22 protein-coding genes are annotated in these 21,955 nt (G+C 46.6%); 15 read left to right on the top strand and 7 right to left on the bottom strand.

What is annotated here, in order from left to right; translation table 11 throughout:
* Positions 1–104: 104 nt before the first annotated feature.
* The 3 genes from ACI0FR_RS12720 to ACI0FR_RS12730 all read left to right on the top strand — a co-directional run bounded on the left by ACI0FR_RS12720 (position 105) and on the right by ACI0FR_RS12730 (position 3,627).
* Entirely contained in the window at positions 105–1,784 is a 1,680-nt protein-coding gene (locus tag ACI0FR_RS12720; protein ID WP_404907980.1) for a TonB-dependent receptor, read from the top strand.
* Entirely contained in the window at positions 1,772–2,878 is a 1,107-nt protein-coding gene (locus ACI0FR_RS12725; protein WP_404907977.1) for a TonB-dependent receptor domain-containing protein, read from the top strand. The genes ACI0FR_RS12720 and ACI0FR_RS12725 overlap by 13 nt, the downstream gene beginning before the upstream one ends.
* Before the next feature lie 143 nt (positions 2,879–3,021).
* On the top strand, positions 3,022–3,627 hold the full coding sequence (locus ACI0FR_RS12730; RefSeq protein WP_374833113.1) for a flavin reductase family protein: 606 nt from the start codon (positions 3,022–3,024) through the stop codon (positions 3,625–3,627).
* Here ACI0FR_RS12730 and ACI0FR_RS12735 read toward each other — a convergent pair whose 3' ends face one another.
* The 4 genes from ACI0FR_RS12735 to ACI0FR_RS12750 all read right to left on the bottom strand — a co-directional run bounded on the left by ACI0FR_RS12735 (position 3,628) and on the right by ACI0FR_RS12750 (position 6,359).
* A complete protein-coding gene (locus tag ACI0FR_RS12735) occupies positions 3,628–4,254 on the bottom strand; it encodes a response regulator transcription factor (RefSeq protein ID WP_404907975.1) in 627 nt (208 codons plus the stop codon). It abuts the gene before it with no gap.
* Positions 4,255–4,258: 4 nt separating this feature from the next.
* Positions 4,259–5,323: a sensor histidine kinase gene (locus tag ACI0FR_RS12740; protein ID WP_404907972.1), complete on the bottom strand. Its 1,065-nt coding sequence runs from the start codon at positions 5,321–5,323 to the stop codon at positions 4,259–4,261.
* A 41-nt stretch (positions 5,324–5,364) separates the two neighbouring features.
* On the bottom strand, positions 5,365–6,093 hold the full coding sequence (locus ACI0FR_RS12745; protein WP_404907970.1) for an MgtC/SapB family protein: 729 nt from the start codon (positions 6,091–6,093) through the stop codon (positions 5,365–5,367).
* Between the two features lie 83 nt (positions 6,094–6,176).
* Positions 6,177–6,359 (bottom strand): hypothetical protein, encoded by a 183-nt coding sequence (locus ACI0FR_RS12750; protein ID WP_404907967.1) that lies wholly within the window; start codon positions 6,357–6,359, stop codon positions 6,177–6,179.
* 485 nt (positions 6,360–6,844) lie between these two features.
* Between ACI0FR_RS12750 and ACI0FR_RS12755 the strand changes: the two genes are divergently transcribed.
* The 5 genes from ACI0FR_RS12755 to ACI0FR_RS12775 all read left to right on the top strand — a co-directional run bounded on the left by ACI0FR_RS12755 (position 6,845) and on the right by ACI0FR_RS12775 (position 10,476).
* Positions 6,845–7,180, top strand: a complete 336-nt coding sequence (locus ACI0FR_RS12755; protein WP_404907965.1) for a hypothetical protein — start codon at positions 6,845–6,847, stop codon at positions 7,178–7,180.
* 96 nt (positions 7,181–7,276) lie between these two features.
* Complete coding sequence (locus tag ACI0FR_RS12760) at positions 7,277–8,245, top strand: magnesium transporter CorA family protein (RefSeq protein ID WP_404907962.1); 969 nt, start codon at positions 7,277–7,279, stop codon at positions 8,243–8,245.
* Between the two features lie 58 nt (positions 8,246–8,303).
* Positions 8,304–8,579 (top strand): hypothetical protein, encoded by a 276-nt coding sequence (locus ACI0FR_RS12765; RefSeq protein WP_404907960.1) that lies wholly within the window; start codon positions 8,304–8,306, stop codon positions 8,577–8,579.
* Between the two features lie 77 nt (positions 8,580–8,656).
* Positions 8,657–9,583 (top strand): CorA family divalent cation transporter, encoded by a 927-nt coding sequence (locus tag ACI0FR_RS12770; protein WP_404907957.1) that lies wholly within the window; start codon positions 8,657–8,659, stop codon positions 9,581–9,583.
* Positions 9,580–10,476: a CorA family divalent cation transporter gene (locus tag ACI0FR_RS12775; RefSeq protein ID WP_374833130.1), complete on the top strand. Its 897-nt coding sequence runs from the start codon at positions 9,580–9,582 to the stop codon at positions 10,474–10,476. The genes ACI0FR_RS12770 and ACI0FR_RS12775 overlap by 4 nt, the downstream gene beginning before the upstream one ends.
* A 63-nt stretch (positions 10,477–10,539) precedes the next feature.
* Here ACI0FR_RS12775 and ACI0FR_RS12780 read toward each other — a convergent pair whose 3' ends face one another.
* The gene (locus ACI0FR_RS12780; RefSeq protein ID WP_374833132.1) at positions 10,540–11,589 is read right to left on the bottom strand and encodes a lipoate--protein ligase family protein; all 1,050 of its coding nucleotides are present in this window, start codon (positions 11,587–11,589) and stop codon (positions 10,540–10,542) included.
* A 156-nt stretch (positions 11,590–11,745) separates the two neighbouring features.
* Here ACI0FR_RS12780 and ACI0FR_RS12785 point away from each other — a divergent pair, with 156 nt between their 5' ends.
* The 7 genes from ACI0FR_RS12785 (at position 11,746) to xylB (ending at position 18,203) form a co-directional block, all read left to right on the top strand.
* A complete protein-coding gene (locus ACI0FR_RS12785) occupies positions 11,746–12,936 on the top strand; it encodes a MalY/PatB family protein (RefSeq protein ID WP_404907954.1) in 1,191 nt (396 codons plus the stop codon).
* Between the two features lie 75 nt (positions 12,937–13,011).
* Positions 13,012–13,596 carry a methyltransferase domain-containing protein gene (locus ACI0FR_RS12790; RefSeq protein ID WP_374833136.1) on the top strand — a complete coding sequence of 195 codons (585 nt, stop codon included), beginning with the start codon at positions 13,012–13,014 and terminating at the stop codon, positions 13,594–13,596.
* Positions 13,597–14,184: 588 nt separating this feature from the next.
* Positions 14,185–14,550, top strand: a complete 366-nt coding sequence (locus tag ACI0FR_RS12795; RefSeq protein WP_374833140.1) for a hypothetical protein — start codon at positions 14,185–14,187, stop codon at positions 14,548–14,550.
* Between the two features lie 93 nt (positions 14,551–14,643).
* Positions 14,644–15,324, top strand: a complete 681-nt coding sequence (locus ACI0FR_RS12800; protein ID WP_374833142.1) for an energy-coupling factor ABC transporter ATP-binding protein — start codon at positions 14,644–14,646, stop codon at positions 15,322–15,324.
* Positions 15,317–15,964, top strand: a complete 648-nt coding sequence (locus ACI0FR_RS12805) for an energy-coupling factor transporter transmembrane component T family protein (RefSeq protein WP_404907950.1) — start codon at positions 15,317–15,319, stop codon at positions 15,962–15,964. The genes ACI0FR_RS12800 and ACI0FR_RS12805 overlap by 8 nt, the downstream gene beginning before the upstream one ends.
* On the top strand, positions 15,954–16,511 hold the full coding sequence (locus ACI0FR_RS12810; RefSeq protein WP_404907948.1) for a biotin transporter BioY: 558 nt from the start codon (positions 15,954–15,956) through the stop codon (positions 16,509–16,511). The genes ACI0FR_RS12805 and ACI0FR_RS12810 overlap by 11 nt, the downstream gene beginning before the upstream one ends.
* Before the next feature lie 237 nt (positions 16,512–16,748).
* Complete coding sequence (gene xylB, locus ACI0FR_RS12815; protein ID WP_404907946.1) at positions 16,749–18,203, top strand: xylulokinase; 1,455 nt, start codon at positions 16,749–16,751, stop codon at positions 18,201–18,203.
* A 66-nt stretch (positions 18,204–18,269) separates the two neighbouring features.
* Here xylB and ACI0FR_RS12820 read toward each other — a convergent pair whose 3' ends face one another.
* The gene (locus ACI0FR_RS12820) at positions 18,270–20,108 is read right to left on the bottom strand and encodes an ABC transporter ATP-binding protein (RefSeq protein ID WP_404907944.1); all 1,839 of its coding nucleotides are present in this window, start codon (positions 20,106–20,108) and stop codon (positions 18,270–18,272) included.
* A 62-nt stretch (positions 20,109–20,170) separates the two neighbouring features.
* Positions 20,171–21,919, bottom strand: a complete 1,749-nt coding sequence (locus ACI0FR_RS12825; protein ID WP_404907941.1) for a gamma-glutamyltransferase family protein — start codon at positions 21,917–21,919, stop codon at positions 20,171–20,173.
* Positions 21,920–21,955 lie beyond the last annotated feature (36 nt).

A 21,955-nucleotide genomic window follows, 5' to 3' on the forward strand; every position in this document is an offset into this window, starting at 1 on the left:
TGAAAATATCTGTTGCCCGATTGTATTAGTAACAGGAGTTGCATTTACCCATGCAGGAATGGCTGCTCCGAACTTTGAAAAATACAGACGGAGCAGTGCAGATTATGAGACCTAAATCGCGCAAAACGATTTTTGAAATGAACATGAGCAAGGCGCTCGCTGCGACATTGATGATGTCGACAGCTTTGGGTTTTAATATGGCATATGCACCTGCCGTCTTGGCACAAGCGCAGTCACAAGTCAGCTTTTCGGTTCCTGCCGGCTCTTTACATCTAGCTTTAACAGTTTTTGGGCGGCAAGCTGGTTTGCAGGTTAGCTTTTTAGCCTCCATGACTGCAGGTAAAACCAGTGCGGGCGTCAATGGCAAAATGAGTTCAGAGGCAGCTCTGACACATATTTTACAAGGTTCAGGTCTGCGGTTTTCATTTATCAATGGAACAACCGTATCTGTCACGCATGTGAATGAAGCAACCATGCCGTCGCTAAGTGCTGACGGTTCGATCATACTTGATACTATTACAGTCACCAATGATGCGAACAAACTATTTGATGCGACTTACACGAATGCTGCTTCCACAACCTATATTCCACAAAAAGAGATTGAACGTTTCCGCGGTATGTCGGCGGGAGATTTTCTCAAAGGCGAAGCAGGTGTAATGACCGGCGACAACCGCAACAGTGGCGCGATTGATGTTAATATTCGCGGTATGCAAGGCTTTGGCCGTGTTCCGGTTATTGTTGATGGTGCCCAGCAGCAAAATACGGTTTACCGCGGTTATTCAGGCGTTGCTTCGAGAAACTATATTGATCCGGATATGATCGGCGGAGTGGAAATTGTCAAAGGGCCATCTTCTGGCGTTTATGGTGTCGGTGCAACAGGTGGTGTTGCGGTCATGCGTACGTTGAATGCCGACGATATTATAAAGGATGGTCAGAATTACGGCTTCCGAGTGCGTGGTAGTATGATCGGCAATACTTCTACGCCGCCGCCAGAAGGTACGCGTGGTGGCTTGGATCAATATTCCAAATCTTATCTGACGGGTTGTAGCTGGGCATGTACACCACAGACCATTCCGGAGGAAGATTTAAATATCGATATTTCTAAACTTGGTGCGCCGCAGGGGATGGATCGACCGGGCTTTTTAAAGCCGACTTCAGGTTCCGGTAGTGTGGCCTTTGCCAGTCGTTGGGAAAATCTGGAGCTTGTCGCGGGATATACCAGACGTAAAACCGGTAACTATCATGCTGGAAAACATGGTGACATTCCTGACAAACTCATTACCACGACGACGAGAGATTCATGGCTGGGTGCACCCGGAGAACCGGATTATTACAATGAATGGACAGATATCAGTATTGGTGGTTTAAACCGTTACAGAACAGGTGAGGAAGTGCTGAATACATCACAGGATAACACTTCTTATATGCTTAAAAGCAAACTTATGCTTGGTGATGGTCATTCGCTTAATCTCGGTTTTATGAAATATAAAAGTGATTTTGGCGAGTTGATGCCGTCAATGATTATTCGTTTTGATGGCGCAGAGCAGGCGCCATTAAGCCATGTAAGTGTAGATACCTATACGGCACGCTATAATTGGAATCCTGAAGATAACGAGTTTTTCAATCTGACGGCTAATCTCTGGCACACGAAAACAGACACCCACATTATGACTCCTTATAAATTTGGTGCCGTGGAGATGCCTACAGGCTATTGGGATATTGCAAAACGCACCGGTTTTGACCTTTCCAATGAAAGCAAATTCGATACAGCATGGGTGATTTAACACTCAGTTATGGCGGCTCCTATACTTATGAAACACTCGCTCCACCAAGCGATGTTGATAAAGTTCTGGATGCCGGCCTCACTATTGAAGCGGCACGAGATGGCTGGCGCAAAGAGAGTAGTGGCTATATCAGCGGTGAGTGGAAGCCATTGGATTGGCTTAAATTAGATGCAGGTTTACGCTATACTAAGACCCATTCTTATGATCGCAAACCAATCCAGGATCCGAAGCCAGATGAAAATTATGATACGGCTCCTTGGCAAAATAAAGAGGAACGTAGTTCGGGTTTCACCCCAATTGTAGCGGTCACTGTAGAGCCTTTAGATGGTTTGCAGTTTTATGTGCGTTATGCCGAAGCAATCCGTGCGCCAAGCTTATTTGAATCTACGACAGGTTTTTCAGTAAGCGCACTACCGTCTATAGCCATTAAGCCCGAGCATGCAAAAAATTGGGAGTTTGGTACCAATCTCAGCATGGATAGTGTCTTTGATACCGGTGATGAATTGCGTCTTAAGGCAGTCTATTTCAACAATACTATTGATGATTATTTGACGCGTGGAATCCGTGCAGATCAACGTGGCGGAACGTCTATGCGTAACCTTAAACAAGCAAAATTCAAAGGTTTTGAATTATCTGGTCGTTACAATATGGGGGCGTTTTATACGGAGGCGTCAGGCATTTATTACACGGATACACAATTTTGTATGGATGAAGAGTTTAAAGGACAAAATTGTTTCTCTGATGGTAATCCTGCCGGTTATTCGCAATTACATGTCCAGCCAAAGATAAGCGGTTCCATTACATTGGGAGCGCGTATGTTTGAAGAAAGTTTGGATGTCGGTACCCGTATTAGTTACACAGGCAAACGGCCAACAGAGCTGCTCAATATAACTAATGGCAGTCAGACAACCACGATTGCATGGAAACCCTATACATTGGTTGATTTATTCGCGAGCTATAAAATCAATGATGACACAACCCTTGATTTCAACGTGGATAACCTCACAGACGTATATTACATGGATGCTCTGACACTTGGTTTGATGCCGTCGCCGGGGCGTACCTTCCGTGCAAGTTTGACTGCAAAATTCTGATTTTTTTGATCTGCATGTGGCGCGAAATCAACGCGCCACATGTTATGTATTTAAAGCTTATTGCTTATGCTGCGATCATCAGGTTAAAACTCCGTGAAAATTCAAAACGCCTTTGAAGGCTTGAGACTTGCGGAGATTTTAAAGTGTTTTATCAACCAAAAAACGGACACCAGCTTCCGCATAATCCACTCAAAGCTATTGTTACGCCACGGCCTATCGGCTGGATTGGTACACGCTCCAAAGAGGGCGCTCTCAATCTTGCGCCATATTCATTTTTTAACGTCATTTGTGACAACCCGCCACTGTTGATGTTTTGCTCCTCCGGCTACAAAGACAGTGTTGCTTTTGTGGAGGAAACAGGTGAGTTTACCGCCAATATGGTCGGGGCGCATCTGGCAAAAGAAATGAATGCGACATCGGTAAACTCACCACGTGGTGTCAGTGAATTTGAGTATGCAGGTTTAACACCTGCGTCTTGTGAAATGATCAAAGCACCACGTGTTGCTGAAGCCTATGCCGCACTGGAGTGTGTGGCTGTGGAAGTTAAACGCTTGTCCGGCAAGGATGGTGCTTTGGTAGAATCCTATATGGTGATCGGCGAGGTTGTCGGCGTTCATATTGATGAGGCGATTTTGGTTGATGGCCTTATCGATATTACCAAGTCACAACCAGTTTCGCGCCTTGGTTATATGGATTTTACCACCACTGATAAGGTCTATGAAATGTTCCGTCCGAAATGGGAGAAGTGATTACTTTTCTTGATGCAGCGCGTCATACATCCGTACCAGATCAACGAGTGAATTGGCTTCCATTTTGTGCATCAGTTTTGCACGGCGCACTTTAACTGTGATCTCACTGATATTGAGTTCGCCGGCAACTTGCTTGTTGAGAAGACCTGCCACCACTAGCTTGAAAACATCGCTCTCGCCTTGGGAGAGAGTTTTCGCTTTGTTGATAAGCTGTGCTTGCGCCTCTTCTGTGGCAAGCTTAGTGGTTTCCAATTCAATGCCGCGTTGCACGACTTCAATCAATTCGTGATCTTTAAAGGGTTTGGTTAAAAATTCGAGCGCACCGTCTTTGATCGCTTTGACCCCCATGCTGATATCGCCATGGCCGGTAATGAAAATAACTGGAATATTGATGCCGTTTTCACGCGTATAGCGATAAAAATCGGTGCCGCTTTGTCCAGGCATCCGTACATCCAATATCAGGCAGGACGGGCGTGTTTTTTCACGATTATATTCCAGAAATTCCGAAGCAGATGCAAAGGTGACTGCTTCCAGCCCGATGGATGCCAGCAGGTCCTCTATAGCAATACGAATTGATGCATCATCATCAATGACAAAGACGATTGGTTTTGTGCCATGTTCGCTCATGATCTTATCCTTTGACGGCGGGTAGAGTGAATTTCATTTCAGTACCGTGGCCAGACGTTGAAGAAACATTGATCTGGCCGCCATTGGCCTCAATGATAGAGCGGCAAATGGTGAGGCCAAGGCCGAAGCCGCCTGCTTTTGTCGTGTAAAATGCATCAAAAAGTTGCTCTTGTGCGTCTTGTGACAAGCCGGTGCCATTATCTTTGATGGTCACGGATAAAAAACGCTGATTTTCTTGCGCTACCATAATTTCCAGCAGTTTTTGTTCGGGATTGTGCTGTGCAATCGCTTCCAGCGCATTGAGAATGAGATTGCCCAATACTTGCTGAATTTGGATTTTATCCGCATAGGCTAAGCTAAGATTTTGCGGCAGCGACAATTCTGTTTCAATTTTGAGATTATCGATTTCGCGTTGCGAAAGGCTGACAATTTCTACAATTGATTGGTTTAAATCAAAGATTGTTTTCTTGGTTTCTTCGCCGCGTGCCAGTGAGCGCATCCGTTGTAGCACTTCGCTGGCGCGATGGGCTTCATCGGCAATGCGCTCGACGGCAGCTTGGGCTTTTTCGACATTGGGAGGATCAAATGAAAGCCAGCGATTGCAGGCATTGGCACTGGTGGCAATGGCTGCAAGCGGCTGATTGATCTCATGGGCAATGGAAGCTGTCAGCTGGCCAAGTGTTGTCACACGTGCAAGACGCAGCAAATGCTCGCGCGTTTTATGGGCTGTAGCTTGCGCAGAAACAACCAGCAGGCCTAAATAAGTGGTGATGATAATGGCGATAATACTGATGACTGTATTGATTAAACCCACTTCAAAATCACCGGATCTGGTGAGATAGAAGCTGATAATCGTCAAAAAAACACAAGCCCATGCAAACCAGATCACGGTGCGGCGCGACAACAGACGTACCGCAATCAATATGATGCAAATATGAAAGCTGGCCGCTGCTATAGCGTAATCGGTGACAGTGTCGAAGACAAAAATGCCAAGCATAACTGTAATCAAAATCAACACCGTCAATGAAGCTTGGCTGACGCGTAAGCGGCTTTGTAAAAAGTCTTTCATTGAAATGGCCTGACATAAATTTGCATAGGAAATAGAAGATTTTAGTCTGAAGCATTCATCCATTTTGGATCGGTAATATACCAGCGAACGGAGGTAATCATAGGCTCAAGGCTTAATCGACCGATAATATGTTCTAATTTACGTTCATTCTTTTTGGCGGAATGAATGACGGAACTAACCTCAACACGGTTGGAATCTTCAATATTTTTGCTTTCCAGCCGGTGAATATGCAGCTCGTCACCAAGATCACGCAGCAATAAGGCCCGCACATGGGCTTCATAATCACCATGGCATACAATGCTTATACCGTAATTATAACCGTTTTCTGCGGCAATGTGGTCTTGTGGTTCTAGCAAATTGACAATCGGTCGCAGCAAAGCATTGACCGCAATGATGAAAAAGCTGGCGATCATGGCATGAAAGAAGAAGCCGGCGCCACACATGACGCCAACTGCTGCCGAGCACCACAGCGTTGCAGCGGTGTTGAGGCCGCGCACATTCATGCCTTCTTTAAAGATAATACCGGCACCTAAAAAGCCGATACCGGAAACCACTTGCGCTGCCACGCGTGTCGGGCTTGCATCATTGGGAACAAGGGATGCAAAAAGTACAAAACTTGCAGCACCCACAGCCACTAATGTGTTGGTGCGTAAGCCTGCCATACGTTGACGCCATTGGCGTTCGATTCCGATGATGCCGCCAAGCAGAAACGCGCCTGCAAGGCATAGAGCTGCATGAAGCAGATTATCTGCGGGTGCCAGATAGGTCATGAAATGCCTGCCTTGGAGCGGCCTTGTGCATCAATGCCCGTGCCGCTCTGTTATATCATGATTGAAAATAAAGTGCCTATGGCTCATAGGCTGAAAGCATTGGTTTCAGCAGCAATAACGAAGCCAAGCATGATGAGCATGGCAATATAAGCGCAAAAACTAATGATATAATCGCGCAGTTTTGGGCTGTTTGCGCGCACTGGCTGCGGACGGTTGACGGATAAAGTGCGATTGTTGTGATGGGAAATAGCGAAATGATTGTTCATGATAGTCTCCTCAGCCGGTAGGCTGTGGGAGACAGGCAGACCGGCTTAAGTTTGTTTTTGTAAGGCTTGTTGACTGCAACTCGAAGGGTCGCCAGGCATTGTTTGTCCTTAAGCTAGTGGTTTGAATGTGAAGATGTTTGATCTTCATATATTTTGGTCAGCATCATCATTGGATGTGACAATTGATAAAGCGGCATTAGCAAGAACGGATTGATAAATCCAGCATAGTGATGAATATGCATTGATATATATCGTATATGGTCGATATACTTTGGTATATTGAAGCTGAATTATAAGTAATTTTGAAAAATATACCAAGGTATAGCTTTGATGAACTTAATACAGTTTTTAATTTACAGTGTAAAATGTCAATAAGCCGACAGAAAAATTGATGATTGTTTTAAAAAAGATAAGATTGAATGGAAATTCAGTTTTATTTTGTTTTAATCATTCATCTACCTGTACTTGAAAAAGGTAGGCTTATCATGGCTTTTACTGATCCTGCGAGCAGGGTAAACAAAACACATTACTCAGGCACGTCATCACAAACACTGCAACCGGCATGGTCGATCAAATTGCGTACCGGCAAAGGGCAGGCTGGCCGGAAGACCTCAAGAGGCTGGTCGCGCTATGAGCGCTTATCACTGGTGACGGTGCTTTTGCTCAGTGGCGTGATGTTTGCTGTAACAGCCGGTTTGCATTGGTGGAATTACGATCTCGAAACACGCAGTTCATCCACATCGGGCAGCCATTCCAGCTTTTATAAAGACACGGACAGCAATGAATCTTCTGACGAAGAGGCCGATCAGGGCGCTGAATAAATAATCAATCAACGTGCAAGTTAATCACGGGTGCAGCATTTGTTTGCGCCTGAAAGAGGTTCTTGTCTTTTCATATTAACTTCAAGGAAGAAACCGATGAAAACACAGACAGCGAGTAGCGCCGTTCTTTTCGAAGGTGTTAAGTCTATTCACAATGGTCGTTGGCTGCGTGTGAGCAGCGACAAGAAAGAAACACTTGATTTCATCTTAAAGAAAACAGGTGCTGATTTTCGTCATGCTGGGAATAAATCCGCGACTGCGCAGAATAAATTCAGCTATTTGCCGATTACATTCATTGATACATCAGCAAGTGACAGCACATCGGCATCGGCATTTAATGCCGTGCGGGTGATATTTGCGATCAGCGATGATGTAGTTGTGTCATTGGAGCCGCAACAAGTACCTGCTGCGATGGAGCTTGCCTTGCAGCGCATGAACAGTGACGGACGCGATAGCGAAGATCCATTTGAGATTGTTGTCGATATTTTTCAAGCCATTGCCGATCGTACTGACTACATCATCGGCCAACTTAACGACATGACCGAACAGGTGATGATTGAAACCAACGCCATTTTGAAAAGTCTGGAAGTTAAAAGCCGTGACTTTGGTGTGACTGATATCGCTTCAACCCAATTGGATTTGGGCGATATGGAAGAATTGCTTTCTCACTGCATGGAAAGCCAGATGGTGTTAGTGGGTGCTGTGCGCCATATGCGTGCACGCATCTCAACCGAGCGTAGCGACGTTCGCGTGTTTTATGATACGCTCATTCAAGATATTGAAGCCATCGAAGAACATGTTGAATTTGTTCATGATCGTGTGCGTTTTTTGCAGCAGATTAACAATATGGCGCTCAATGTGAAGCAAAACCAGATTGTTAAAGTGTTCTCCGTGGTTACGGCTGTATTTCTGCCATCTATGATGGTGACGACTTATTACAGCATGAACTTTGAATATATGCCGATCTTGGAATGGCAATATGGCGAACCACTGGTGATGATCCTGACATTCCTGTTTGCGCTGATGCCGCTGTTTTACATTAAACATCGTGGCTGGCTGCGTTGATTTTCACGCATCTCTGACAGAAAAATTTCCCAAAATTCAAAAATTAAAGAGGCTTCAAATGGCTTACACGCATACACCAAACCAACACTCCTTGGGTAAACATTCGGGCGCTGCGGACAATCGCGGTCTGACATGGAGTTCCAAACTGACCATGAACGGCATTATTGCCGAAGGCGTCAATGAACGCGAACAGGCAATCCGTCAGATCAATGCTGCGCGTCCACGAACTGCCCGCATCGAGCGCGAAATTATCTGGGCAGTTGTGGTACTTTATAGCGCTATTATCGCAACCTTTGCGGGTCTTCATCTCTATGGTCATTTTGCGCTTGGTTGAAGCAGGCACGAAACAAAAATAAAGAAATAGCTGAGGCGCATTTATGCGCAATTGCATCAAAAGCGTGAGCAATTGATATGAATTATTTTGTAAATCCAACGGTCAGTCAATCTGATAAGAAAAAACCGCAAAAAGGTTGGATCCGTCTAAAATCCCATAACAGGAAAGCGCTTTCCGAAGTGCAGCAGATTTATGGTGTCGATCTTGAACAGGAAGTCACCCATGCTGTCGAAGAAAACAGTTTTGTTTTATTACCGGTTGAAATGCCGGTATTGATAGGGGAGCATTTTCGCTCGGTGCGTTTTTTGATGGCGCTGAGCTCTGATGTATTGATCACATTGGAGCCGGAAAGCGGCATTGCACCAATTGATGATGTGGAAGCGCGGGTGAAATTGTCATCAGAAGAAATCAGCAGCAAAGATATGGTGTTGATGCTGATTGAAACCCTGATTGATACAACCCATGAAACGGTTAATCATATTTCGCTGGCGCTGGATAATCTGGCACAGGAAGCTTTGGCAACCAGTGGCGGCTTTGATCTTCAGGGGCGACAGGTCGGCGTTGCAGATATTGCCGATACGGCGATCGGCTTGGGGGAAGCGGAAGAGCTGATTGCCCATACAGTTGAAGGTCAGTTGATGCTGGCGCGTGCGGTACGCTGGGTGCGCCGCACCATGAAAGCTGATTATACCGACACATCAATCATTTTGTCGGATATTCAGGGCAGCCGTCGTCATGCACAATTCCAGCACGCCAAAGTGCGCAATGTTCAGCAATCTTTGATGACAACACTGGATTTGAAGCAAAACCAGATCATCAAAATCTTTACGATTGTTACGGCTGTTTTCACGCCGCCAACTTTGATTGCCGCTTATTACGGGCAGAATTTCGCCTATATGCCGGAGCTTGGTTTCGCATGGGGTGAATGGACAGTTATGGCCGCTACGGCCTTCTTTGCACTGGTGCCGATGCTCTATATCAAAAAGAAGGGCTGGCTGAGATGACCGCAAAACTTATCACCAACGGGGCATGGACACGTATATTTGTGTCCAATGCCAATGATTTGGCACAAGCTGAGCGTTTGACCGGCATTGATCTGCGCCCGCATGCCAATCAGCCATTATTCATGCCCGCAATTTTAAAAGTGGCCTATTGGCGCTCAGGCAAAATTGAATTGGCCGATCTCATCATTGCCAATGACGGTAAAAACCTGATCACGGTGGAGACCGGTGATGGCTTACCGTTTTTAAATGATCTGGGTGATCGTTTGCGCCGTCAAAATCTCAATAAGCAAGAGCAAACGGCCGTTTTTTACGTGGCCATTCAAGCCGCTTATGATGCTGCCACGCAAATTCTTGATGAGGTGGAAACGCATTTTGACGATATCCGTTTGTCGGTACGCCATATGCAATTAAGCCTAGATCAGGTGAATTCGCATGGCGTGAGCGATCTACCTGAACTTGATGATAAACTGACCACCATCGCACAGGCACTTTCACATGTGGCACACGCATTTGGGCAATTAGTGCAATGCGCACGCATTTTACGTCGTGAAGCAAAATATAGCGATGAAATCAGTCGCCAGAATATGGATGATCTGATTGCTGATGGTGAATCTTCGTTGCGCCGCGTGCAGTTTGTTGTCGACAGGCAACGCTTTCACGCTCGTCAAACCGCGCAAGTTGTAGCGACGAGTGATTTGAACGTCATCAAGATATTTACGATTTTGTGGACGGTGTTCTTGCCCGGTACAGCACTCGTCAACTGGTATGGCCAAAACTTTCAAACCATGCCGGAATTGAGCTGGTACTGGTCGACATGGATCCAGATTTTCGGCGTTTTGATCCTGACGATTATTCCGATTATGGCAACCAAAATGAGTGGGCAGTTACGCTGATATAAACATGGTTGCAACAGGAGGGCATGGATTAATATGCCCTCCTTTTTTAATTGCAGCATTTTAAGGAATGTGGTGCAGCCATTCTTTTGTGGAGAATTTTTCTTCTGCCAGTATTTCAGCTTCGGCAAATTCTTCCGGTGTAATGGTGCCTTTGACGCCGCCATTCATGGCAACAAATGTTTCAATCATCCGATCAATCACTGCACGACGAGGTAAGCCTGTTTGGCTGCGCACCGGATCAACGCGTTTGACCGCGCTTGTGGTGCCTTTGTCGGAAAGTTTTTCACGGCCGATGCGTAAAACCTTTACCATCTTATCGGCATCCATATCATAGGCCATTGTTGCATGATGCAGAACCGTGCCGCCGGCATAACGCTTTTGTGCTGCGCCGCCAATTTTGCCCTTGGAGCTCGAAATATCATTGAGTGGTTTATAGAAGGCATCAACACCAAGTGAATTCAGTGCTTTTAACACCCAGTCATCAAGGAAAGCGTAAGAGTCGGCAAAGCTCATATCGCGCACCAGATCACCCGGCGCATAAAGCGAATAGGTGATGGTGTTGCCCGGCTCCACAAACATTGCGCCACCACCAGTTACACGGCGCACGGTTTCGACGCCCAATTCTTTTGTGGCTTCCATGTCCACTTCATTGCGTAAGGATTGAAATGCGCCAATAATGATCGAAGGGCGCTCCCACTCCCAAAAACGTAAAAGAGGGGCGCGGCGGCCCGCTGCCACTTCACGTGCAAGCACTTCGTCCAACGCTACATGCATAGCGGGTGACAAAGCCGGAATGTCGATGATTTGCCATTCAAAATCGCGCCATGTTTTGGTAACACCAAGTGCGCGACGAACTGCAATCGCAACGGCTTCAGGGCTAAAGCCGATCATCATTGCATCTTCACGCAAACCCTTTCGTACCGCTTCAGCAATTTCTTCAGCGGATGCGGTAACGGTTAATCCGTTCAGCGCATCACGAATGTCATCCAGTGCCTCTGCAGGTTCAAGGAAAAAATCACCAGCAACCTGTACTTCATGCAACCTGTTGTCCCGAACTTCCAAATCGATGACAACCATTTTGCCGCCGTGGACTTTATATTCACCATGCATAGTTTTGGCACCTTATCAGTGAGGTATAATAAGTGGGGATATTGCCTCATGTTTAGCTTATTATTGGTCACGAATACACCATAAATATTTGAAAAAAAGACTATTATTGCCAATCCAAATTGTTTTATCCTCTCAGTCAATTGAGAGGAATTGGATGTGATTACAGACTTTGATAAGGTGATTGACCGCCGCAAGAGCAGTTCAGTCAAATGGTCAAGCGCATATAACATGTTGTCGCCGGACGAGGCCGCGGCCCGTCCGCTGCCAATGTGGGTGGCAGATATGGATTTTCGTTCTCCTCCGGTGGTGTTGGAAGCGCTGGAAAAAGCTGTCCGTGATACTATTTTTGGTTATCGTCTGCGCAGTCAGAGCTATGATGAAGCCATTTGCGGTTGGCAAAAACGTCGCTTTGGCTGGGATGTGCAGCCGGAATGGCTGGTGCAAACGCCAGGTGTGGTAACAGCGCTTAACATGCTGATCCAGACATTCACGAATGAAGGCGATGATATTCTGGTTCAGCCACCCGTTTACGGGCATTTTTTCAGTACTGTGCGTGAAAATGGCCGTCAGATTACTGAAGCACCTTTAACCGAAAATGACGCATCTTATAGTTTTGATCCTGATGTGTTTGAAGCTGTCATCACACCGGCAACTAAAATTTTCATTCTTTGCAATCCGCATAATCCAACCGGCAATGTCTGGTCAGAAAATGACTTGCGCCTGATGGGCGACATTTGTTTGAAGCATAATATTTTGGTAATTTCCGATGAAATCCATCAGGATTTGATCTTGAACGGAGGTGTTAAACATATTCCCTTCGCATCTTTGGGCGAGGAGTTTGCACAAAATTCGATTATATGTACTGCGCCAAGTAAAACCTTCAATATGGCGGGGATGCACTGCTCCAATCTTTTTATCGCCAATAAATCCAAGAGAGAATTGTTTAAACGTACATTAGAACGGACAGGATTAAACGCCGTCAATACGCTTGGAGCAATTGCCTGTGAGGCAGCTTATCGTGGTGGTGAGGATTGGCTGGAGGCGTTGCTGACATATATTCGTGGCAATAGGCAGCATTTTTCATCCATAGTGCAGCAGTTTTTTCCGCAGCTTAAAGTTTTTAATAATGATGCTCTTTATATGGTATGGATGGATTGCCGCGGGCTTAATTTGACGGTGGAGGAACTGGAAAAGTTCTTTCTGACCAAGGCGCGGGTCTGGTTTGACCGTGGCCCAAAATTTGGTGAAAAAGGGCATGGCTTCATGCGGGTTAATCTCGGTTGTCCGCGCGCGACTGTTGATGAAGCCTTGGCAAGAATGAAACAAGCTTTGTTAAATAAGGTTTAAAAGACCTATCATCTGAGATGACTGGCATCAGTGAAAGCTTGAACAAAAATTGCCGGTCAGAGGGATTGTATCATTGTGCAAAATAATACGCTTAATTTCTACAATGCTAATGCTGCTGCATATGCTGCTGACGGCCAGTCACCAAACCCCAAATTGTCGATCTTCTTTGATAAATGCAAAAAGGGTGGCCATGTTTTGGAAATGGGAACGGGTTCTGGTGTGGATGCGCGGGCTATTATCGATGCTGGGTTTCAACTCGATGCGACTGATGGTTCCTGCGAACTTGCAGTGATTGCATCGCGTTTTATCGGACAACCTGTTCGTCAAATGATGTTTAATGAGCTGGATGCAATTGAAACCTATGATGGAATTTATGCCTGTGCAGCGTTAACGCATGCGCCGCGCAATCAACTTGGGGTTATCATTCAAAAAATCCATAAAGCACTTAAAAATGGTGGGGTTGTTTGGGCTAGTTTTAAAACCGGTGGTGCTGAGGGCAGTGATGCTCTGGGAAGGTTTTATAATTATTTATCAGTTCCCGATTTGCTGGATATTTGGCAAAAAAATGCTGCGTGGTCTCAAATCAATTTGGATCAATGGCAGGGCAGCGCTTATGATAAAAAAACAACAGAATGGGCAGCAATTATTGCCGTACGGTGACGCATTTTTGTTGTGGGCATAAAAAACGCCACTGTTAAAGTGGCGTTTTAGTTTTTTAAAAGCTTGATAAATTAGTTCAGGCCAAGTTTGCCACGCAAAGTGGAGAGATATTCGTTCGAATTCTTTTCCTACAAGCCATATTCAATGCAGTCGCAGCTTTCAATATCATCGGGTCGCATACTTTGGTGCCCATCTCAATTTTAATCCGTGTTTCATCCCTGTTTTCAGGTTTGTTGACGCTGACATAATAAAACAAAACACCGGCTGCAAATGGTTCCAAATTCCGGTTTCAAGGAAACTGCAAGGCCTAGGAAAGCGACAAGAGGAGCGTGATGGTTTTCACTTTGCAGGAAAATTTCCAAAAGGAAAAAGACAGATTCCAATCCTTTACGGATTACGGCAAAAAATACCATGCCGATCAGCCCCCTCAGCTTGCAGAGCGACTGGCCAATGTTTGATCAATGGAATGTTGCAATTCACTCTTGATGTCTTTCAATAAATTTAACGCTTATCAACTCAACCGGAATGATTGCTAAGTTCGTAAAATCTGAATAAAGACGGTTCTATGTTTCACTCTGGGAATTTGTCATGAAAGCGAAAATCACAGCATCTGTAAGTGCAGCTTTGGTGTTCATTCCGCTTATGAGTTGCATTTCTTTTGCTGATCAACAGCGCGATCAGGTTTACAATACATCCCGAAATCAGTTGGGACTGATCAAATATTGTACTGAAAATGAGCATCTGCCAGCTGAAGCTGTGACCGCCTTTCAAAAAATGGTGGCCGTTCTTCCCGTTGCATCCGACAAAAGCTTGAGCGATAAATACGAAGCTGAAGGTGCTCAAGGCAATGGTTACGACGGGGCGCAGATAGTTTCAATCAAAGACATTGCAACGGCAATGGGCTCTGATAACGACACTTATTGTTCGCAATATAAATCCTTAATAAATCAGTGATTTTTTAAAGTTTGTCACTGTTCGCTCAAGCTGGAATGCTCACCTGAAACCTTCAATCCTTGAAGAATACCAATATTTGAAGCTGGATTAAAATTGGATATTTCCTTTCATCAGGCATCGGTATGTTTTGCAAACAGGCAGGTGATTTCACCTTTGACCTTGCGCCTGACGGAAAGACGTATTGGTATTATCGGGCTTAATGGTTCAGGTAAAAGTACCTTTTCGCGTATGATCAATGGTTTGGTGCTGCCGAGCAGTGGCCAAGTGATAACAAATACATATGACACTAAACAGGATGTAACCAAAGTTCGAGAATGTGTCGGATATGTTTTCCAAAATCCCGCTAATCAGATCGTCTTGCCGTTGATTAAAGATGATATCGCGCTTGGTTTAAAGGCAAGGCGCATTAATAAAAGCGAAATTGATCAGGCTGTTAGTCATATTCTGCAAAGAATTGGCATTGAACATTTGGCAGAACGGCGAGCACATGAATTATCAGGTGGTGAAGTCCAACTGGCTGCTTTGGCTTCAGTGCTGGTTACGCAACCCGATATTGTGATTTTGGATGAGCCGACCAATCAGCTTGATCTGAAAAATCGCAATATGGTTGAGCGCGCTATTGAAGATCTCCCGGAAGATGTCATCGTCGTTACGCATGATTTATCATTGCTTAAAGGATTTGAGCGTGTCCTCCTTTTTCATCAAGGAAAGATTGTTGCTGATGGATTGGCGGACACTGTGATTGCAACCTATCTGAAAATTGCCAATGACTAATTTTGCAGCTCAACGGCCGGTGCAGGGGCATAGGCTTTTATATAAACTGCCCGCTTCATATAAGTTGCTGTTTTTATTTGCATTAAGCATCCTGCTTTTTGCCACGAATTCGCTTGTTGTCTTGTCAGTGACTGCAGGTATAATTTTTGTAACAGCCATTATAATGTGTCGTATTGCCTTTAAGCAATGGATACAAACTTGGGTGCTGTTGCTGACTATTGCGGTTGTTGTCCTTTGGACGGCTTATGCAGTGGGAACGCAAGCCGCTCTCATCGTTTTATTGCGGCTTGCCACTTTAAGCTTGTTTGCAACGATAGTGACAGTGACTACCAGCATTGGACAGTTTATTGATACAATCACCCGATTTGCGCGCCCTTTAGAGCGGACAGGGATGGTCAATGCCCGTGACATCGGTTTGGCGATTGGATTAGTCATACGTTTTGTGCCCGATGTGCAGGAAAGATATCGCGCTGTTGCCGAAGCCCATCGTGCGCGCGGTTTAAAATTGCGCCTTTCAACAATCATTGTACCTATGGTTATCGGTACGTTGCAGAGTGCAGAAGATATCGCCGATGCCATTGATGCCCGTAATATTCGGGGCAATAAAGAAAATATGCAAGGAACGGAACATGCAAACTAAATCACTGGTCATGATTGCACTTTTCACAGCGATTATTGTGGTATTGGGCTTCATTCCGCCCATTATGCTGGCTTTTATTCCTGTGCCGATCCATGCACAAAGTTTAGGTGTTTTGCTCGCAGGTGTTGCTTTAGGCGCACGGGGTGGAACTTTATCCGTGCTTTTATTAATTGCGCTTGTGGCTATCGGACTGCCCGTCTTGTCAGGTGGGCGGGGTGGACTAGCTGTCTTTTTCAGTCCGACAGCCGGCTATCTGATCGGATTTTTACCAGCAGCATTTTTGACCGGCTGGATTGCTGGCAAAATTACTTTAACATCTAAAAGCAATTGGCAAATTTTTGCAGGATTGATGGCTGCTGCAACCGTTGGTATGATAATTGACCATGTTTTTGGTGTGGCTTGGCTGATTGCTTATACGGGATTAAGTCCAAGAGATGCCGTGATCGGTGATCTTATTTTTGTACCAGGTGACCTGATCAAAGCCGCTATTGCTGCTTATATCGGTCAGTTTATTTTCCAAAATTTTGGCCGCCGTTTGATTAATTAAATGTCCTTGCGTCGGATATGGAAAATTCAACTTTATTTCAGCTTTATCAAGGGTGGTGCTTGCTACTAAAATATATAACTGATTATTGTTAAATTTTATGATCAGTTTCCAAATGATGATAACAAATCAAAATGCATAAAAGCTTGGCAATCGGGTGCGATTTTTTGTGTTTTGCTTCGTTAATGAGGGTGCTTACGGATCGTGGGCATTTTAATAAATCAAAGAAAGTCATTCCTTATGTATCTTGGTCTTGATCTGGGAACTTCGGCGATTAAAGCTTTGCTTATCCGTGACGATCAGTCGGTAATTGCTTCTGCTACAGCTGAATTGTCTGTTTCACGTCCCGTCGCTGGCTGGGCGGAGCAGAATCCAAAGGATTGGTGTAGGGCGACCGAAATGGCGCTGGAATCCCTTAGAAAATCTCATGGCCGAGAATTGGCTATGGTACAGGGTATCGGTTTGTCGGGGCAAATGCATGGCGCAGTGCTGTTGGATGCTGATGACGACATATTGCGCCCGGCAATTTTGTGGAATGATACGAGAAGCCATGTTCAAGCCGCTAAATTGGATGCAAATCCGCAATTCCGCGACATTACCGGCAATATTGTTTTTCCAGGCTTTACCGCACCAAAATTGGCTTGGGTGAAAGAGAACGAGCCCGAGATTTTTGCCAAAATCCGCAAAGTATTGCTGCCTAAAGATTATTTGCGTCTCTGGCTGACCGGTGAATATATATCCGATATGTCGGATGCCTCCGGCACTGCATGGTTTAATACCGCGCAACGTCAATGGTCAAAAGAACTACTTGCAAGCACTGACATGGATATCACCCAAATGCCTTCATTGGTTGAGGGAACTGATCAGGCAGGGCGCTTGCGTGCGGATGTGGCGGCATCATTGGGCTTGCCTGCCGGCGTGATTGTTGCAGGGGGCGGCGGTGATAATGCTGTTTCTGCTTGTGGTGTTGGTACGGTTAATGCCAATGGCGCGTTTATTTCGCTCGGTACATCCGGCGTTTTATTTGCATCCAATGATCGGTATCGTCCAAATGCTGATAGTGCCGTTCATAGTTTTTGTCATGCACTGCCACACACTTGGCATCAGATGGGCGTCATTTTGTCGGCAGCAGATTCATTAAATTGGTTTGCTAAAATCAATGAGAAAAAAGCCGCTGAATTGACTGCTGAATTGGGCGAAGAGCTAAAAGCGCCGAAAAATGTCCGTTTTCTGCCCTACCTGTCAGGTGAGCGCACACCGCATAATGATGCTTTGGTGCGCGGTAATTTTATGGGGCTTTCACATGATAATGGCCGTGCTGATCTCACACAAGCCATCCTTGAAGGCGTAGCTTTTGCTGTTCGCGATAGCTTTGAAGCTTTGCGGTCATCTGGTACAATTATTCAAACCGCCACTGCAATCGGCGGAGGTTCGCGCTCGCATTACTGGCTTGCATCCATTGCTACGGCTTTAGATATTCCGCTCGAAATACCCCAAGACGGCGATTATGGCGCTGCATTTGGAGCTGCACGTCTCGGCATGATTGCAGCCCATAAGCTTGATCCGCTTGCTGTCTGTACGTCACCATTAATTGGACGGATTGTTGAACCGGTGGCCGGTCTGAGACATGCTTATGAAGATGCATATCAGCATTATCGTGCCATATATCCGGCAATCAAACATCTTTCTGCCTGAGATTGAGCGCTAAAAGTCTGATTTTTTAAGAAATCAGACTTTTAGCTGTTTGAGCAAGGCTCTGCTTTAAGCTGCTCCGGCAGTTTTAGCCTCGTCGATGCGCACCATATGACCGGGGCTGACTTCCTGATAAATACGGGCAGGCGGTATGTAGCTTAACGGACGGATCGGGCTGCGGATTTCATCATTACTGACCGGACGGCGCAAATGGCGGCGGGCTGGGTCAGGAACAGGCACTGCCGACATCAGCTTGCGGGTATACGAATGTTGCGGATTGGAGAACACACTTTCACGCGGGCCGATTTCAACAATTTCACCTAGATACATCACTGCCACACGGTGGCTGACGCGCTCGACAACAGCCATATCATGGCTGATGAAAAGATAAGAAAGACCAAGTTTTTCTTGCAAATCAAGCAGCAGATTGACCACTTGCGCTTTGATGGAAACATCCAGAGCCGAAACAGATTCATCGGCAATAATTATGCTTGGATCAAGCGTTAGAGCACGCGCGATTGAAATACGCTGGCGCTGGCCGCCTGAAAATTCGTGCGGATAACGGCGCAGCATATCGGCCGACAACCCCACCTGTTCCATCAAGTTGGCAGCTTTATCGCGAGCCTGCTGACGGGTGCCAAGACCATGGGCGATGAAAGGCTCAGTGAGCGCAGATGCAATGGACATACGCGGATTGAGACTTGCAAAAGGATCCTGAAAGATCATCTGAACTTTACGACGCATGGCCGTCAGCTCATTCTTGTGCATGGTTCGTACATTTTTGCCGCCAAGCAAGATTTCACCTTCACGACTGTCGGTGAGGCGCATGATCGAGCGTCCGATAGTGGATTTTCCGCAACCGGATTCACCAACCAGTGCCAATGTTTCGCCTTTGAAAAGGTCAAAGGATACATTTTCAACCGCGTGAACAGCACCGGTGTTACGACCCAGCCAGCCGCCGGTGACATCAAAACGGGTCACAAGATTACGCACTTGCAAAATCGGAGCGGTCATATCAACCGGCGCATCGAGTGATATTTCTTCACCCGCGATACCGGTTTCTTTGTCGACAATGCCAAAACGTTGCGGGTATGGATGTCCGGCCATTGAGCCCATACGCGGCACAGCTGCAAGAAGTGCACGGGTGTAGGGATTTTCCTGATGATCGAAAATCCGGGCGGTGGAGCCACTTTCAACTGCATTGCCGCGGAACATGACAACGGTGCGGTCAGATACTTCAGCAACAACACCCATATCATGCGTAATAAAGAGCACGGCCATATGCTCTTCTTCCTGAAGCGTTTTAATCAAATCCAGAATTTGTCCCTGAATTGTTACATCCAGTGCGGTGGTCGGCTCATCGGCAATCAGCAATTTCGGATTGGAAGCAAGCGCCATGGCAATCATCACGCGCTGGCGCATACCGCCGGAAAATTCATGCGGATAGGACGCAAGACGCTGTGCCGCATTGGGGATGCGTACTTTTTCAAGCAATCGGATAGTTTCGGAGCGCACATCTGCCGGTGACATTTCCCGATGTGCTGTCAGTGCTTCGCCGATCTGGCGACCAACGGTGAAAACCGGATTGAGCGAGGTCATCGGCTCCTGAAAGATCATTGCCATTTCAGTGCCTCGAAGTTTACGCATTTCACTTTCCTCAAGGCCGATTAGCTCGCGGCCATTGAGTTTGATCGAACCTGAAAGTCGTGTTCCTTTACGGGATAACAGTCCCATAACGGAAAGTGAGGTGACACTTTTTCCGGAGCCGGATTCACCAACAACTGCAACTGTTTCGCCGGGAAAGACATCGAAAGAAATACCGTGCAAGACTTCTTTCCATTCGCCATCTACTAAGAAGGACGTTTTAAGATCACGGATTGAAAGTACAGGTTTGGTATGGCTGGTCATTTTCTTTTCTCTCGTCTTACATGACAGGACGCTTGCGCGACTTTCAGGTAAATTATTGCACATTATTCGAGTACAATGGCTCCGCCATAAGTGCCGCGTCGCGTAATGGCTGCTTTCACTTTGTCATCGGGCGTGTAGAGCGCCGCACTGACGCGGCCAATACTGCCTGCAGGCACAACTTGAACTTTGTGGCCACGTTTTTTCAGTGCCTCAATCGTTGCTTCCGGAAGGTCTGCTTCGACAACCACACCACCCGGTTCGCGCGAGCGTGGATAAAAACTTGAAGGCATATGGGTTGAGTGGAACATCGGCGCATCAAGCGCTGCTTTTAAATCCATATTGCCGTGAACATAACGCAGGAAGAACAGTAATTGCCACTGATCCTGCTGATCACCGCCCGGAGTGCCGAAGCTCAAGCGGCGGCCATCTTCATGCCAGCCAAGGCTTGGTGACAGCGTTGTGCGCGGACGACGACCGGGAACAAGCGATGTTGGGAGGCCTTCTTCCAGCCAGAACATTTGTGCACGTGAGTTAAGGCAGAAGCCCAGACCCGGAATAGTCGGTGAGCTTTGCAACCAGCCGCCTGACGGCGTGGCTGAAACCATGTTGCCCCAGCGGTCGATCACATCCAGATGCACGGTATCGCCGCTTGGTGTGCGGCGCAAATGCGCCATTGTTGGCTCATAAACCGCTCCGGCCGGACGGCTCAATCTGTCAAACAGATCAAGCATACGCGCACGCTGTTCTTCAAAGCCTGTTGGTGTGCCCGGATTAAGGTCGTTGTCGGCTTTGTCACCAATTAAGGCACGACGTGCATCGACATAAGCAGGTTCCAGCATTTCTTTAATCGGAACAGATGAACCTGCCGGATCACCATAATAGGTATCACGATCTGCGAAAGCCAATTTCTCGGCTTCCAGAACCAGATGGGCAAACTCATCACTAAGCGGATCAAGCGAGGATAAATCATAACCGGCTAGAAGCGACAGGGTTTGCAGTAAAACAGGGCCTTGTCCCCATGCGTCGGTTTTGGCAATTGTCCAGCCATTATAGGTAAAGGTGAGCGGCTCTTCATAGGAAGCGCTGTAACCGGCCATATCCTGTGCTGTTAACACGCCGTGATGGGTTGCGCCACTGGCATCCATCGCTTGCATTTCAGCACAAAATTCACCAATGCGTTCTGCAATAAAGCCGCGGTAAAAAATATCACGTGCCGCATCAATGCGGGCTTCACGGGTATCGCCTTTTGCCTCTTCAATAACGCGCTGCCATGTTGCTGCGAGTTCCGGATTGCAAAAAAGGCTGCCCTTTGCGGGTGCTTCACCATCCGGCAACCAGAGGTGCGCTGAACCCTGCCAATATTTACGGAAGAAGTCTGCAAGACCTGCAATCGTATCAACAGCGCGATCAAGGATCGGATGACCTTCACCGGCAAGCTTGATCGCAGGCTTCAAGACATCGGCAAGCTCCATAGTGCCGTGGTCACGCAGCATCAGCATCCAGCCGTCAAATGCGCCGGGAATAACAGTTGCCAACAGGCCATCACCGGGAATGAGTTCGAGCCCTTCTTTTTTGTAATGCTCGATAGTTGCACCAGCAGGAACAGGGGCTTGTGCACATAAAATTTGGGCTTTGCCGTCTTTCCACAAAATGGCAGGCAGATCACCACCGGGGCCGTTCAGATGCGGTTCAACCACTTGCAGGACAAAACCGGCTGTGACGGCAGCGTCAAAAGCATTACCACCGCGTTTAAGTATGTCAGCACCCGCTTGGGTTGCCAGATTATGGGTGGAGGCAATCGCGCCTTTCATCGTATTTCTCCTCTCGCATCATCTGATAACCTTTTT

This window comes from Paenochrobactrum sp. BZR 201-1, assembly GCF_044987585.2.
Taxonomy (GTDB): Bacteria; Pseudomonadota; Alphaproteobacteria; order Rhizobiales; family Rhizobiaceae; genus Paenochrobactrum; species Paenochrobactrum pullorum.